The 15,284-nt window shown below is 66.3% G+C and carries 14 protein-coding genes and 1 other RNA gene; 11 read left to right on the top strand and 4 right to left on the bottom strand.

Annotation, left to right across the window (positions count from 1 at the left end; all coding sequences use genetic code 11):
• Window positions 1-12: 12 nt before the first annotated feature.
• Window positions 13-1,275, bottom strand: a complete 1,263-nt coding sequence (gene rho / locus G3N96_RS10340; RefSeq protein ID WP_006478662.1) for a transcription termination factor Rho — start codon at window positions 1,273-1,275, stop codon at window positions 13-15.
• Between the two features lie 193 nt (window positions 1,276-1,468).
• Window positions 1,469-1,795, bottom strand: coding sequence for a thioredoxin TrxA (gene trxA / locus G3N96_RS10345; RefSeq protein WP_006402348.1), 327 nt, complete (start codon window positions 1,793-1,795; stop codon window positions 1,469-1,471).
• A 402-nt stretch (window positions 1,796-2,197) separates the two neighbouring features.
• Here trxA and ffs point away from each other — a divergent pair.
• The 10 genes from ffs to G3N96_RS10395 all read left to right on the top strand — a co-directional run bounded on the left by ffs (window position 2,198) and on the right by G3N96_RS10395 (window position 11,774).
• Window positions 2,198-2,296: signal recognition particle sRNA small type (gene ffs / locus G3N96_RS10350), an RNA gene on the top strand.
• Window positions 2,297-2,424: 128 nt separating this feature from the next.
• Entirely contained in the window at window positions 2,425-4,791 is a 2,367-nt protein-coding gene (locus G3N96_RS10355) for a DNA polymerase III subunit gamma/tau (RefSeq protein WP_206137131.1), read from the top strand.
• A 91-nt stretch (window positions 4,792-4,882) separates the two neighbouring features.
• Window positions 4,883-5,209: a YbaB/EbfC family nucleoid-associated protein gene (locus G3N96_RS10360; RefSeq protein ID WP_006482124.1), complete on the top strand. Its 327-nt coding sequence runs from the start codon at window positions 4,883-4,885 to the stop codon at window positions 5,207-5,209.
• A 31-nt stretch (window positions 5,210-5,240) separates the two neighbouring features.
• The gene (gene recR / locus G3N96_RS10365) at window positions 5,241-5,837 is read left to right on the top strand and encodes a recombination mediator RecR (protein ID WP_006478665.1); all 597 of its coding nucleotides are present in this window, start codon (window positions 5,241-5,243) and stop codon (window positions 5,835-5,837) included.
• Between the two features lie 48 nt (window positions 5,838-5,885).
• Window positions 5,886-7,091, top strand: coding sequence for a CaiB/BaiF CoA-transferase family protein (locus G3N96_RS10370; protein WP_206137132.1), 1,206 nt, complete (start codon window positions 5,886-5,888; stop codon window positions 7,089-7,091).
• A 222-nt stretch (window positions 7,092-7,313) separates the two neighbouring features.
• The gene (gene surE / locus G3N96_RS10375) at window positions 7,314-8,075 is read left to right on the top strand and encodes a 5'/3'-nucleotidase SurE (RefSeq protein ID WP_206137133.1); all 762 of its coding nucleotides are present in this window, start codon (window positions 7,314-7,316) and stop codon (window positions 8,073-8,075) included.
• Window positions 8,072-9,004, top strand: coding sequence for a protein-L-isoaspartate(D-aspartate) O-methyltransferase (locus G3N96_RS10380; protein WP_206137134.1), 933 nt, complete (start codon window positions 8,072-8,074; stop codon window positions 9,002-9,004). Before surE ends, G3N96_RS10380 begins: the two co-directional genes overlap by 4 nt.
• Before the next feature lie 5 nt (window positions 9,005-9,009).
• Entirely contained in the window at window positions 9,010-9,894 is an 885-nt protein-coding gene (locus G3N96_RS10385) for a peptidoglycan DD-metalloendopeptidase family protein (protein WP_206137135.1), read from the top strand.
• A gap of 11 nt (window positions 9,895-9,905) precedes the next feature.
• Window positions 9,906-10,994 carry an RNA polymerase sigma factor RpoS gene (rpoS, locus tag G3N96_RS10390; protein WP_089494987.1) on the top strand — a complete coding sequence of 363 codons (1,089 nt, stop codon included), beginning with the start codon at window positions 9,906-9,908 and terminating at the stop codon, window positions 10,992-10,994.
• A 3-nt stretch (window positions 10,995-10,997) separates the two neighbouring features.
• The gene (locus G3N96_RS10395; RefSeq protein WP_206137136.1) at window positions 10,998-11,774 is read left to right on the top strand and encodes a 3'-5' exonuclease; all 777 of its coding nucleotides are present in this window, start codon (window positions 10,998-11,000) and stop codon (window positions 11,772-11,774) included.
• A gap of 33 nt (window positions 11,775-11,807) precedes the next feature.
• Here G3N96_RS10395 and G3N96_RS10400 read toward each other — a convergent pair whose 3' ends face one another.
• Window positions 11,808-12,662: an endonuclease/exonuclease/phosphatase family protein gene (locus G3N96_RS10400; RefSeq protein ID WP_206137141.1), complete on the bottom strand. Its 855-nt coding sequence runs from the start codon at window positions 12,660-12,662 to the stop codon at window positions 11,808-11,810.
• 221 nt (window positions 12,663-12,883) lie between these two features.
• Between G3N96_RS10400 and rlmD the strand changes: the two genes are divergently transcribed.
• Window positions 12,884-14,281, top strand: a complete 1,398-nt coding sequence (rlmD, locus tag G3N96_RS10405; protein WP_083265946.1) for a 23S rRNA (uracil(1939)-C(5))-methyltransferase RlmD — start codon at window positions 12,884-12,886, stop codon at window positions 14,279-14,281.
• A 63-nt stretch (window positions 14,282-14,344) separates the two neighbouring features.
• On the opposite strand, the gene G3N96_RS10410 is transcribed toward rlmD, so the two are convergent.
• Complete coding sequence (locus G3N96_RS10410) at window positions 14,345-15,043, bottom strand: Bax inhibitor-1/YccA family protein (protein WP_006761414.1); 699 nt, start codon at window positions 15,041-15,043, stop codon at window positions 14,345-14,347.
• Window positions 15,044-15,284: the final 241 nt, after the last annotated feature.

Here is a 15,284-nt window from a genome sequence, read left to right on the forward strand (position 1 = left end):
GGGCGACGGTGATCAGCCGCCGCGGCGCATCAGGTCGAAGAACTCGGAGTTGCTCTTCGTCTGGCGGATCTTGTCGAGCAGGAATTCCATCGCTTCGACTTCGTCCATGTCGTGGATGAACTTGCGCAGCACCCAGATCTTCTGAAGGATCTCGGGCTTGATCAGCATTTCTTCGCGACGCGTGCCCGACTTGTTCAGGTTGATCGACGGATACACGCGCTTTTCCGCGAGACGGCGCTCGAGGTGCACTTCCATGTTGCCGGTGCCCTTGAACTCTTCGTAGATCACGTCGTCCATGCGGCTGCCGGTTTCGATCAGCGCGGTGCCGATGATCGTCAGCGAACCGCCTTCCTCGATGTTGCGCGCCGCGCCGAAGAAGCGCTTCGGACGTTGCAGTGCGTTCGCGTCGACACCACCCGTCAGCACCTTGCCCGATGCCGGGATCACGGTGTTGTATGCGCGTGCGAGACGCGTGATCGAGTCGAGCAGAATCACGACGTCGTGCTTCATTTCGACGAGGCGCTTGGCCTTCTCGATCACCATTTCGGCGACCTGGACGTGGCGCGTGGCCGGTTCGTCGAACGTCGATGCGATCACTTCGCCGGCGACCGAGCGCTGCATTTCGGTCACTTCTTCAGGGCGCTCGTCGATCAGCAGCACGAACAGGATCACGTCCGGGTGGTTCTGCTTGATCGCGTGTGCGATGTGCTGGAGCATCACGGTCTTGCCCGACTTCGGCGACGCGACGAGCAGGCCGCGCTGGCCCTTGCCGATCGGCGCGATCATGTCGATGATGCGGCCCGTGACGTTTTCCTCGCCGCGCATTTCGCGTTCGAGCGACAGCGGCTTGTTCGGGTGCAGCGGCGTGAGGTTCTCGAACATGATCTTGTGTTTCGAGGCCTCGGGCGGCTGCCCGTTGACTTTGTCGACCTTCACCAGCGCGAAGTAGCGCTCGCCGTCCTTCGGCGTGCGGACTTCACCTTCGATGGTGTCGCCGGTGTGCAGGTTGAAGCGGCGGATCTGCGACGGGCTGATGTAGATGTCGTCGGTGCTCGCGAGGTACGACATTTCCGGCGAGCGCAGGAAGCCGAAACCGTCCGGCAGCACTTCGAGCGTACCGTCGCCGAAGATCGTCTCACCCGTCTTGGCGCGCTTTTTGAGAATGGCGAACATCAACTCCTGCTTGCGCAGGCGGTTCGCGTTTTCGATCTCCAGGCCATTGGCCATTTCGATCAGTTCGGAGACGTGCAGAGACTTGAGCTCGGATAAATGCATACGGAGAACCCGCCAGGGAGGAGACGACGAAAGAAATAAAGGGAGGAGGGCGAGCGGAAGCGCTCAGAGACTTAAATGCGTCTTGTAGACGTTTTTTAATTCTAGCATAGGCCGATTCGCGCTTGAGCGAGCGATCGGCGGCTTGTCGACGGACGTGTTGCCGGTTGACAACACGTCCGCGGAACTGCCTGTATTACAGGTGGCTGTCCAGGAATGCGGTGAGCTGCGACTTCGACAGCGCGCCGACCTTCTGCGCGGCGGCTGCGCCGTTCTTGAACAGGATCAGCGTCGGGATGCCGCGCACGCCGAACTTCGCAGGCGTTGCCTGGTTGTCGTCGACGTTGATCTTTGCGATCTGCAGCTTGTCGCCGTAGTCCTTCGCGACTTCGTCCAGGATCGGGGCGATCATTTTGCACGGGCCGCACCATTCGGCCCAGAAATCGACGAGCACGGGCTTGTCGGATTTGACGACGTCCTGTTCGAACGATGCGTCGCTGATGTGTTTGATCTGTTCGCTCATTGGGTCAATACCTCTTACGGTTCGGGGACTGCCTGCTTGCGCGTTGCGGCGTACCGGCTGCCGTGGGCGGCCGGCCGCTGCGGCAGGTCACTCCGCTCTCCGGAAAGGAGGGGTGTAAGCGCTGCATGCCGCGGCTCGCGGGTCGTTCGGGCGTCATATTAGCCTAAATTGCTATCTGCTGCGGGCGGCGATAGTAGCCGCTACGCGAGTAGGGGTACGACGCGACGTTCGACCGTTGTGTCCAGCAGGTGGAGGCTGGCCCGCCAATTACAAGGGGTGGGCGCGCAGGCCATTCGCGTCGGGTGAGCTTCGTGGCCCGGTGCGCGTCGGTTTGTCCGGTCATATCGCATTGGTGCGAACAAACGTTCGCATTCGTCCGGAAGCGGTGATAGAATATGCCGTGACGGGCCTCCTCGCATGGTGGGGCGGTGAACCTGGTCAGGTCGGGAACGAAGCAGCCACAATCGTTTTCCGCCAGTGCCGAGGGTTGGGCTCGTCACCTTCCCTCTCGCCCCGTTCGCCGGGCGTTTTTTATTTCTGCACCACACTCCGTTTTCCCTGCGCGTTTGCCTGTCTTCCGCACCGTTTCGCGTGTCGGCGCGACGCAGCGTTACTGATACAATTTCCCGATGACCTATCAAGTTCTCGCACGCAAGTGGCGTCCGAAGGATTTCGCTTCGCTCGTCGGCCAGGAGCACGTCGTCAGGGCGCTTACGCACGCGCTCGACGGCGGGCGTCTCCATCACGCCTATCTGTTTACCGGAACCCGCGGTGTCGGCAAGACGACGCTGTCGCGGATCTTCGCCAAGGCACTCAATTGTGAAACCGGCGTCACGTCGCAGCCGTGCGGCGTGTGTCGCGCCTGTCGCGAGATCGACGAAGGGCGTTTCGTCGATTACGTCGAGATGGATGCCGCGAGCAACCGCGGCGTCGACGAAATGGCCGCGCTGCTCGAGCGCGCGGTGTACGCGCCCGTCGATGCGCGCTTCAAGGTCTACATGATCGACGAAGTGCACATGCTGACGAATCACGCGTTCAACGCGATGCTGAAGACGCTCGAAGAGCCGCCGCCGCACGTCAAGTTCATCCTCGCGACCACCGATCCGCAGAAAATCCCCGTCACCGTGCTGTCGCGCTGCCTGCAGTTCAACCTGAAGCAGATGCCGGCCGGGCACATCGTGTCGCATCTGGAACGGATCCTCGGCGAAGAGCAGATCACGTTCGAGCCGCAAGCGCTGCGCCTGCTCGCGCGCGCCGCGCAGGGCAGCATGCGCGACGCGCTGTCCCTCACCGACCAGGCGATCGCCTATTCGGCGAACGAGGTGACCGAGTCGGCCGTGTCGGGCATGCTCGGCGCGCTCGACCAGACTTACATGGTGCGTCTGCTCGACGCGCTCGCCGCGGGCGGCGGCCCGGAAATCCTCGCGATCGCCGACGAGATGTCGCTGCGCAGCCTGTCGTTCTCGACCGCGCTGCAAGATCTTGCGAGCCTGCTGCATCGCATCGCGTGGGCGCAGTTCGCACCGGGCTCGGTGCTCGACGAATGGCCCGAAGCGGGCGACCTGCGCCGCTTCGCCGAGACGCTGAGCCCCGAGCAGGTCCAGTTGTTCTATCAGATCGCGACGGTCGGTCGCGCCGAGCTCGGCCTGGCGCCGGATGAGTACGCCGGTTTCACGATGACGCTGCTGCGGATGCTTGCGTTCGAGCCGGCGGTTGCCGCCGGTAGTGCGCCGGTCGGCCAGCCGTCCGCGCCGCGTACGGTACCGGGCCCGCGCGTGGCGGCGGCATCGGCCGCTGCGGCGAAGCCGGTATCGGCCGCACCTGCCGAAGCAGTGCGGCCGCCGCAGGCTATTGCCCCGGCAGCCCCCGCGGCACCGGTTGTGCGTGCGGCGCCGGTGCAGTCCGGCGACGAAACAGGTCAGCCGGCCGTGAAACCGGCTGCCGTCGAAGCAGCCGCGCCGGCCCCGGTCGACGCGCCAGTCATCGAAACGCCGCAGCCGCAGACGGCTGCAGCACCGCAGGCGGAACCGGCCGGCGATCACCCGACGCCTGTCCGCAAGGAACCCGAGCCGCCTGCCGCCGTTGCGCAGCGAAGTGACGAGCCGGCTGCGTCGGCCGAACCGATGCCGCGCGCTGCGCCGCCTGAGCCTGCCGAGCGTCCGGCGGCACGTTCCGGAGGCGCCGCCGCCGCGCTCGACGTGCTGCGCAATGCGGGGATGCGCGTGTCGTCCGCTCGCGGGCGCGCAGGCGCCGCCGCCGTGAAACCGGCAGCCCAGCCGGCCGCCGAGAAGCCGGCCGCGCCGCGTCCCGCCGCCGTCCAGGTGCCGACGCCGCGCGCTGCGGCCCGTGCGCCGCAGGCGGCCGATTCGCGCCAGGCGTCGCCGCCGTGGGAGGACATCCCGCCCGACGACTACGTGCCGCTCAGCGCCGACGAAATGTTCGGCGGCCCGCCCGACGATGGCTTCGTGCCGGTGTTCGATAGCGGCCCCGACGACGTGCGCGTCACGCCGAAGCCGGCGGAAACCCGTCCGTCCGCACCGGTCGACACTCGGCCGTTGCCGCCCGCGATCGCACTCGATCCGGTCGGTTTCGACGGCGAATGGCCGGCGCTGGCCGCACAGCTGCCGCTCAAGGGCGTCGCGTACCAGCTCGCGTTCAACAGTGAACTGACGGCGGTCGATGCGACGACGTTGAAACTTTCCGTGCCGGTGCCGCAATATGCGGACGCCGCGCAGGTGGCGAAGCTGAAGGCCGCGCTGGCCGATGCGCTCGGCAAGCCGGTCGAGGTCGCCGTCGAAGTCGGGCCCGCACGGCGTACGGCGGCGGCGCTCGATGCGGCCGCGCGCGCGGCACGCCAGCGCGAGGCCGAGCAGGAGATTCACGGCGATCCGTTCGTTCAGCAGCTCGTGCGCGATTTCGGTGCGCGTATCGTCGAGGGTTCGGTGCGCCCGCTCGCCGACGCGGCGCCGGACGGCCAGCCGCCGACGCTGCATTGAACTGAGCGCCCCGCGACAGGCACAATCACGCCCACACATTGGCCGGCACGCGCCGCGTGCCGGTTTTCACACGATCAAGAAGGAGTTTCCCATGTTGAAAGGCAACCTCGCCGGACTGATGAAGCAAGCGCAGCAAATGCAGGAAAACATGAAGAAGATGCAGGAGCAGCTTGCGCTGATCGAAGTCGAAGGGCAGTCGGGCGCAGGCCTCGTCAAGGTGACGATGACGTGCCGCAACGAAGTGCGTCGCGTGTCGATCGACCCGAGCCTGCTCGCGGACGACAAGGACATGCTCGAGGATCTCGTCGCGGCTGCGTTCAACGACGCCGTGCGCAAGGCCGAAGCGACGTCGCAGGAAAAGATGAGCGGCATGACGTCGGGCCTGCCGTTGCCCCCGGGCTTCAAGCTGCCGTTCTGAGCGTAGCGTCCGTGTCACTTTTTGCTGCCGTATGAAACAGCCGTCCGCCCTGTCCGCGCTCGTCGAAGCGTTGCGCGTGCTGCCCGGCGTCGGGCCGAAATCCGCTCAGCGCATGGCGGTCCACCTGATGCAGCACGATCGGGAGGGCGCGGAGCGGCTCGGCCGGTCGCTGCTGTTCGCGACCGAGCACTTGCAGCACTGCGAGAAGTGCAACACGTTCACCGAAGCGCAGATCTGCGAGGTCTGCAGCGACGAAGAGCGTGATCCGACGCTGCTGTGCGTCGTCGAGACGCCTGCCGACCAGATCATGCTCGAGCAGACGATGACTTACCGCGGGCTGTATTTCGTGCTGATGGGCCGGCTGAGCCCGCTCGACGGGATCGGCCCGAAGGAAATCCATTTCGACCGTCTTGTGCGGCGCGCGTCCGACGGTGTCGTCAAGGAAGTCGTGCTCGCGACCAATTTCACGAACGAAGGCGAAGCCACCGCGCACTACCTCGGCCAGACGCTGAAGGCGCGCGGGCTCGCGGTCACGCGCCTCGCGCGCGGCGTGCCGGTGGGCGGGGAGCTCGAATACGTCGACGCGGGCACCATCGCCCGCGCGATGCTCGACCGCCGCACGATGTAATCCGGGCGCCGCCGGCCGGCGGCGCCGTTCCTCATGCCAGGGAGACACATGAGCACCAGCCAGGGCCCGCTCGCGGGCGTCAAAGTGCTCGAATTCGGAACGCTGATCGCGGGGCCGTTCGCGTCACGGCTGTTCGCCGAATTCGGCGCGGAAGTGATCAAGATCGAGGATCCGAACGGTGGCGACCCGCTGCGCAAGTGGCGCAAGCTCCATCCGGAGCAGGGCGGCACGTCGCTGTGGTGGTCCGTCCAGGCGCGTAACAAGAAATCGGTCACGCTCAACCTGAAGGCTGACGCCGGCAAGGCGATCGCGCGGCAGCTCGCGCGCGAGGCCGACATCGTGATCGAGAATTTCCGCCCGGGCCTGCTCGAAAAGCTCGGCCTCGGCTACGACGTGCTGTCGGCCGAGAACCCGGGCCTCGTGATGGTGCGCCTGTCCGGTTACGGGCAGACCGGCCCGTACCGCGACCGGCCCGGCTTCGGCGCGATCGCCGAATCGATGGGCGGGCTGCGTCACATCACCGGCTATCCCGACCTGCCGCCGCCGCGCATCGGCATCTCGATCGGCGATTCGATCGCCGCGCTGCACGGCGTGATCGGCGCGCTGATGGCGCTGCATCACCGCAAGGTCAACGGCGGTGCGGGGCAGGTGGTCGACGTTGCACTGTATGAAGCTGTCTTCAACATGATGGAAAGCGTGGTGCCCGAATACGGCGTGTACGGGATGGTGCGCGAGCGCACCGGCGCGTCGCTGCCGGGCATCGTGCCGTCGAATACGTATGCGTGCCGCGACGGCAGCATCGTGATCGGCGGCAACAGCGACCCGATCTTCAAGCGGCTGATGAAGGCGATCGAGCGCGACGACCTCGCGGACGATCCCGCGCTCGCGCAAAACGACGGGCGCGTGCCGCGCACGCAGGAGATCGACGACGCGATTGCCGCGTGGCTCGCGCCGCGCACGATCGAAGAAGCACTCGTCGTGCTCAACGCGGCCGACGTGCCGGCCGGGCGCATCTACAGCGCCGCCGACATGTTTACCGATCCGCAGTTCGTCGCGCGGCAGATGATCCAGCGCTTCAAGCTGGCCGACGGCACCGACATTCCGCTGCCGAACATCACGCCGAAGCTGTCCGACACGCCGGGCGAAACGCGCTGGCTCGGGCCCGAGCTCGGCGAGCATACGGACGAGGTGCTGCGCGGCCTCGGCTACGACGCGCCGGCGATTGCCGCACTGCGCGAAGCGGGCGCGATTTGAGCACCTGCGGGCCTGTCGCTTCGCGCCGGGCTCCCGGAATGGCGCATTCCGCCAGGGCGCCCCGTTGGCGGGGGGGAACCCGGGGCGGCGCGGCGTTTTCCTGAGCACGCGGAACGCCGCGCCGCAACGCGGCGGCGCAGCGTGTCCGGGTGCCCGCAGCCGTCGATCCGCAGTCGCCGGACTGTCGCTCTCGCGCCATCTTTCCTCGGTTACAATCGCCGGATGCGAATCCTACTCAGCAACGACGACGGCTATCTCGCCCCCGGTCTCGCCGCGCTCAGCGACGCGCTGAAGCCGCTGGCCGAGCTCACGGTGATCGCGCCCGAGCAGAACTGCAGCGGCGCGTCGAATTCCCTCACGCTGTCGCGGCCGCTGTCGGTGCAGCGCGCGCCGAGTACGGGTTTCTTCTACGTGAACGGCACGCCGACCGATTCGGTACACGTCGCGTTGACGGGGATGGCCGACGCCAGGCCGGACCTCGTCGTTTCCGGGATCAACAACGGCCAGAACATGGGCGAAGACACGCTCTATTCGGGGACAGTTGCGGCCGCCACCGAAGGCATCATGTTCGGCGTGCCGGCCATCGCATTCTCGCTGGTCGACAAGGGCTGGGCCCATCTGGCGGACGCCGCGCGCGTCGCCGCGGAAATCGTCGAGCACTATCTCGCGCATCCGCTGCCGGGCCAGCCGCTGCTCAACGTCAATATTCCGAACCTGCCGTACGACGAACTGAAAGGCTGGCAGGTCACGCGCCTCGGCAAGCGTCATCCGTCGCAGCCGGTGATCCGCCAGACCGACCCGCGCGGCGAACCGATCTACTGGATCGGCGCGGCGGGCGAAGCGCTGGACGCCAGCGACGGCACCGATTTTCACGCAGTGGCAAACGGTTTCGTGTCGATCACGCCGCTGCAGCTGGACCTCACGCACACGCAGATGCTGCCCGCGACGCGCGAATGGGCGCGCGCCGGAGGGCGGGCTTCATGAGCGGCGAGCGCGCGAAGCGGTTCCCGCTCGCGCTCGAAGATCTCAAGCGAGCGCCACGCAAGTCGGAAGGTCGGGCCGGCGAACGCCATGCGGCGGTCTCGGCATCAAAGGCCGCCGACAAGCCTGCGGCCGTGCTGAAACCGGTTGCGGTGAAGCCTGCTGCGACGCGATCTGCCTTGCCCGGCTCCACCGCCGCGAAGCCCGCGACCGCGCCGAAGCCGACCGCACTGAAGCCCGCGATGCCGAAGCCGGCTGCACCGAGCGTCGCGCCGGCCGGCGCGTTCGCGCTGACGTCGGAACGCGTGCGCGAACGGATGGTCGAACGGCTGCGCGCGAACGGTGTGACCGACGCGCGTGTGCTGGAAGCGATGGCCGCGGTGCCGCGACACATGTTCGTGGATCCGGGGCTCGCCACGCAGGCCTACGAGGATTCGGCATTGCCGATCGGCCACCAGCAGACCATTTCAAAGCCGTCGGTCGTCGCGCGCATGATCGAGCTCGCGATGGCCGGCCGCACGCTCGAGCGCGTCCTCGAGATCGGCACGGGCTGCGGCTATCAGGCCGCCGTGCTGAGCCACGTGGCACGCGACGTGTATTCGATTGAACGCATCAAGCCGCTCTACGAGCGCGCGAAGCTGAACCTGCGGCCGCTGCGCGTGCCGAACATCCGTCTGCACTACGGCGACGGGCGTGTCGGCTTGCCGTCTGCAGCCCCGTTCGACGCGATCGTGATCGCGGCGGCGGGGCTCGACGTGCCGCAGGCGCTGCTCGAGCAGCTCGCGATCGGCGGGCGGCTCGTCGCGCCGGTCGGCGCGCAGAGTGGGCAGTACCAGGTGCTCACGCTCGTCGAGCGCGTTGCGCACGCGCAATGGCGAGAGTCACGGCTTGATCGCGTTTTCTTTGTCCCTTTAAAATCCGGAGTAATTTGAAACCGATGAGTATGTTGCGCGCGATGCAAAACAACCGTTCCAGGGAACCGCTCACGCTCGCCCAGCGGGCGATCTGCGTAGCTGCGTTCTCCACGCTTCTGGCCGCCTGTGCGACGCGGCTCGACAACGCGCCCGTCGTCGATCGCTCCGGTTCGCTCGGCACGACCGGCACCGCGCAGCCCACGGCGCCGCTTCCTCCGGCGCCGCCGGGTTACTACCGGGTGAAGCCGGGCGACACGCTGTACCGGATCGCACTCGAAAACGGGCAGAACTATCGCGACATCGCCGCGTGGAACAACCTGGCGAACCCGAATCAGATTGAAGTCGACCAGCTGCTGCGCGTTTCGCCGCAGGCTGGTGCCGCCGTTGCGGGCACGCAGGTCGCCGCACCGATTGCGGGCGCCGCCGTTGCGACCGCGCCGCTCAGCAGCGGCCCGGCAACGCCGGCCGCCAGCACGTCGTCGGTCGTGACGCCGCCTGCCGCGGCAGCCGCATCGAGCGATACGGCAGCCGCGCCGAGCGGCCCCGTGACGTTCGCATGGCCCGCGCGCGGTCCCGTGCTGAACGGTTTCGACGACGCGAAGAACAAGGGCGTCAATATCGGCGGGTCGGCCGGCGAGACCGTGAAGGCGGCGGCCGACGGTCGCGTCGTCTACTCCGGCAATGGCCTGCGCGGCTACGGCAACCTCATTATCATCAAGCACGATGCAACTTACCTCACGGCGTATGCACACAATCGCGCTTTGATGGTAAAAGAGGGGGACGCGGTAACGAAGGGGCAGAAGATCGCCGAGATGGGGAACAGCGATTCCGACCGCGTGATGCTGCATTTCGAGGTTCGCCGGCAGGGTAAACCTGTCGATCCGCTGAAGTATTTGCCGCCTCAATAACCGAGACGACCATGCCGAAATCGAAGCGCCACGAGCCGCAAGCCGAGTCTGAGAAAATCAGTCGAGCCACGCAAGCATCGGTGGGGCGAGCTGGTGCTTCGACGGACGACGAAGACGACGTCGCGGACAACGAGCGTGACCTCGAGGCACGCGACGCCGACGCGGACGGTGGCGACGACGAGCGCGAAGGCCGTGTCGAGGCGGCGCCCGATGTCGACGATTTCCGCACGATGCTGCAGGCCGAGCTCACGGCCGACACGATCCAGCATTACCTGAACCGCATCAGCGTGAAGCCGCTGCTCACCGTCGAGGAGGAGCAGCGCTATTCGCGTCTGGCCAAGGCCGGCGAATTCGAGGCGCGGCAGGTGATGATCGAGCGCAACCTGCGTCTCGTCGTCAGCATCGCGAAGGGATATCTGAACCGTGGCGTGCCGTTGCTCGACCTGATCGAGGAAGGCAACCTCGGCCTGATGCACGCCATCGAGAAATTCGACCCGACGCGCGGTTTCCGTTTCTCGACCTACGCGACGTGGTGGATCCGGCAGAGCATTGAGCGCGCGATCATGAACCAGGCCCGCACGGTGCGCCTGCCGGTGCACGTGATCCGCGAACTGAACCAGGTGCTGCGCGCGAAGCGCCACCTCGAAAAGAACTCGATGTCGACGGGCGAGGCGGCCGAGCGCCGCGAAGCCAGCATCGACGACATCGCCTATCTCACCGGCAAGACCGCCGAGGAAGTCACCGACATCCTTGCGCTCAACGAGCACACGGCGTCGCTCGACGCGCCGCTCGACCTCGATCCCGCGAGCAGCCTGCTCGACCTGCTGCCCGACGACCAGAGCCAGTCGCCCGACGCGGAGGTTCAGCACCGCGAGCTCGAGACGCTGACGCGCGCGTGGCTGTCGCGGCTGTCCGACAAGCATCGGCATGTGATCGAGCGCCGCTTCGGCCTGAACCACATCGAACCGGCAACGCTCGAGGAGCTGGCCGACGAGATGGGGCTCACGCGCGAGCGCGTGCGCCAGATCCAGCAGGAAGCGCTGGTGCGCCTCAAGCGGTTTTTCGCCTCCAACGGTGTGCGCAAGGACGCCGTTCTGTAACTGATGACTCCGATTCTTGTTTTTGACATCGAGACGATTCCCGATGTCGACGGCATTCGCCGTCTGGAAGACCTGCCCGCGACGCTCGACGATGCCGCGGTGGCCGAACATGCATTCGCCGCCCGCCGCGAGAAGACCGGCGGCGATTTCCTGCCGCATCACCTGCAGCGCATCGCGGCGATTTCCTGCGTGTTCCGCGACAACAACGGCTTTCGTGTGCGCTCGCTCGGCACGCCGCAGGACAACGAAGCGACGCTGATCCAGTCGTTCTACCGCGTGATCGAGAAATACACGCCGCAGCTCGTGTCGTGGAACGGCGGCGGCTTCGATTTGCCGGTGCTCCATTACCGCGCGCTCGTGCACGGCATCCCCGCGAGCCGCTACTGGGATCTCGGCGAGGACGACCGCGATTTCAAGTGGAACAACTACATCTCGCGCTACCACTCGCGGCATACCGACCTGATGGATGTGCTCGCGATGTATCAGGCGCGCGCGAATGCGCCGCTCGACGCGCTCGCGAAGATGTGCGGCTTTCCGGGCAAGCTCGGCATGGACGGCAGCCAGGTGTGGCCGGCGTTCCAGGCCGGGCGAATCGAGGAAATCCGCAATTATTGCGAAACCGACGTCGTCAATACCTACCTGCTGTACTGCCGGTTCCAGTTGATGCGCGGCGGCCTCACGCCGAGCGAGTATGCGGACGAGATCCTGCTCGTGAAGAACTCGCTTGCACAGGAGCCTGCGTCGCACTGGGCCGAATACCTGGCCGGTTTCGGCGCATAGCGCGGGCGAGGTGCGCTGTGGTCGGCGGCGCGATCATGCCAGTTCGAGCAGCACCGGCTGGTGATCGGACGCGCGCACGTCGCCGTCGATCTCGCAGCGCGTGATGCGCGGCAGCAGCGTATCGGTCACGAACACGAAGTCGCACGCGAGCGGCCCTTCCGGCCATTGCACCGTATCGTAGACACCCGCCGTCGGCGGTGGCCTGCGGCCTGGGTGCCGAGCGACCCATGCGTCGATGAAGCACGGCGCGTCCGAGATCGGCTCCATGAGTCGGCAATAGGCGTCGCTGCCGAACGCGCTGTTGAAGTCGCCGCAGACGATCGCATCGCATGGCTGGCCGGTTGCGCTGAACGGCCCCTCGGCTGTTTCGGCGGGCGCCGGTCGTGCCGCGTGCGCGCAGGCCTCGCGGTGCCGGTCGCGCAATGCGTCGACCTGGGCGCGCCGCTGGCGCGCCGAATAATATTCCAGATGCGTGGTGACCACCCGCAGTGGCCCGAAGGGCGTCCGCAACTCGACGTCGAGCGCGACGCGCGGCATCGACGGCGCGCCGGCGTCGGCCGGCCACGGCAGCAACTGGCGGAGCACGCGTCCGACCGGCAGCCGGGTCGCGATTGCGTTGCCGAACTGGCGGCGTGGTGCGCCGGTTTCAATGGGCGGCAAGTCGGCACCGATCGCGTCGACGATCGTATATCCGGGCAGCAGCGCCGCGAGTTCGGCGAACTGGTCGGCGCCGGGCCGGCCAGGCAGTGCGCCAAAGCCGCGCGTGACTTCCTGCAGGCACAGCACGTCGAAGTCGCCGAGCACGCGGATCGCTGCGACGGTGCGCGAAAGATCGACGTCGCCGTCCGCGTCCCGACCCCATTGGATGTTCCAGTCGATCAGTTGCATGGTCGAATCTCCTGCGGGGCGGATCTCGGGCCAGGGCGGTTCCTGAGTCGGCGCCACGGGCCACGCGCCTGCTGGTGCTCTCGGGCGCGCCTGTCTGGCCGTTCCGGCGCAATGCCGGGCCATCTATGCTTAAGTATCGACCCTTGCCGCATGCAAAGCGGGCGATGCGGGCCTGCGTCGTCTACAATCTCGCCTTCTTCAACGTTTGTCAGGAAAAGCTGGTGTCCGAAGCCGTCCCCACTTCTGCGCGCAAATCAAGAAACGCGCCCGTCGCGCCTGGAATCGCCCCGGTCCTCGAGATCGAATCGCTCGACATGGAAGCGCGCGGTGTCGGCCGCACGATCACCGAGGACGGCGAGCCGGGCAAGGTCATCTTCGTCGAGGGCGCGCTGCCGGGCGAGCGTGTGACCTACTCGAGCTTCCGCCGCAAGCCGAGCTACGAGCAGGCGACGGTCGTCGACATTCTGCGCCCGAGCGTGATGCGCACGAAGCCGAAATGCGCGTTCTTCGGCACCTGCGGCGGCTGCTCGATGCAGCATCTCGACATGCGTGCGCAGGTGGCGGTCAAGCAGCGCGTGCTCGAAGACAACCTGTGGCATCTGGCGAAGCTGCGCGCGGAAACGATGTTCGCGCCGATTCACGGCCCGTCGTGGGGTTATCGCTACCGCGCGCGCCTGACCGTGCGCAACGTCGCGAAGAAGGGCGGCGTGCTGGTCGGGTTCCACGAGAAGAAGAGCAGCTACGTCGCCGACATGACGAGCTGCGAGGTGCTGCCGCCGCACGTGTCGGCGATGCTCGTGCCGCTGCGCCGGCTGGTCGAGGGGCTGTCGATCCGCGATCGGATGCCGCAGATCGAACTCGCGGTCGGTTCGGAAGTCACGGCGCTCGTGCTGCGCGTGCTGGAGCCGATCAACGCGGACGACGAAGCGCTGCTGCGCGCGTTCGCGGACGAGCACAAGGTGCAGTTCTGGCTGCAGCCGAAAGGGCCGGACACGGTGACGCCGTTCTATCCGCTCGACGTGTCGCTCGACTACACGCTGCCGGAATTCGGCATCCGCATGCCGTTCAAGCCGACCGACTTCACGCAGGTCAACCATCAGATCAACCGCGTGCTGGTGGGCCGTGCGCTGCGTCTGCTCGCGCCGTCGCGCGACGACCGTGTGCTCGACCTGTTCTGCGGGATCGGCAACTTCACGCTGCCGCTCGCGCGCCTGTCGCGCGAGGTGATGGGCATCGAAGGCAGCGATACGCTGACGACGCGCGCGCTGGCGAATGCGCGCGAGAACGGTGTCGACGGCCACACGACGTTCGCATGCCGGAACCTGTTCGAAGTAACGGGCGACGACATGCGTGCGCTCGGCGCATTCGACAAGTTCCTGATCGATCCGCCGCGCGAAGGCGCGCTCGCGGTGTCGAAGGCGCTGGCCGAGATCGCGCAGAGCGGCGAAGGTCCGCTGCCGAAGCGCATCGTCTACGTGTCGTGCAACCCGTCGACGCTGGCGCGCGACGCGGGCCTGCTCGTGCACGAGGCCGGCTACCGCCTGAAGGGCGCCGGTGTCGTGAACATGTTCCCGAATACGTCGCACGTCGAATCGATCGCGCTGTTCGAGCGCGACTGAGTCAGGCGGCGGACGTAAAAAAACCGGCCCGCGGGCCGGTTTTTTCATGGGGTGTAGCGAACGTCAGTTGCGGTTGCCACCGAAGATGCCGAGCAGTGCGAGCAGGTTCGTGAACACGTTGTACAGGTCGAGGTAGATCGCGAGCGTTGCCGAGATGTAGTTCGTCTCGCCGCCATTCACGACGCGCTGGACGTCGAACAGCATGTAGGCGGAGAAGATCGCGATCGCGAGTACCGACACGGTGAGCATCAGCGCCGGGAGTTGAAGGAAGATGTTCGCGACCGAGGCGAGCAGGATCACGATCACGCCCATGAACAGCCACTTGCCGAGCCCCGAGAAGTCACGCTTGCTGACGGTGGCGATCGTCGCCATCGCGGCGAAGATGATGCCGGTGCCGCCGAACGCGAGCATGATCAACGACGGGCCGTTCGAGAAGCCGAGGATGAAGCTCAGCAGCCGCGACAGCATCAGGCCCATGAAGAACGTGAAGCCGAGCAGCACGAATACGCCGGCCGCGCTGTTTTTGGTCCGCTCGATCGCGAACATGAAGCCGAACGCGATCGCGAAGAACGCGAGCAGGCTCATCATCGGGCTCGTGGCCGCGAACAGCGAGAAGCCCGTCGCGACGCCGACCCAGGCGCCCAGCACGGTCGGCACCATCGACAGCGCGAGCAGCCAGTACGTGTTCCGCAGCACGCGGTTGCGAACCTCGGCGGTGCTGACGGAACCGCCGCGGCCGAAATTGTACGGATAGTCGTTCATGGTTTCTCCTAACATTGAACGCGTGGGCGTCCGGGGCCGGTTCGGCACACGCGGTGTGCGGCGCAGCAAACCGGAGCAGCTATGGCTAAGATACGTTCCGTGCCGGGAGGTTTCAATGGCCAGGCAGCACAAAACATATGGATTCGGAACCTTTCACGTGTGTAAGGGTTCAATCGCAATGATACACGGGATCGTGCTACAATAGCGGATTCATTTGAACCTGTAACTTCTTAATTTTTTG

It is taken from the genome of Burkholderia sp. Se-20373 (assembly GCF_017104705.1).
Lineage (GTDB): Bacteria > Pseudomonadota > Gammaproteobacteria > Burkholderiales > Burkholderiaceae > Burkholderia.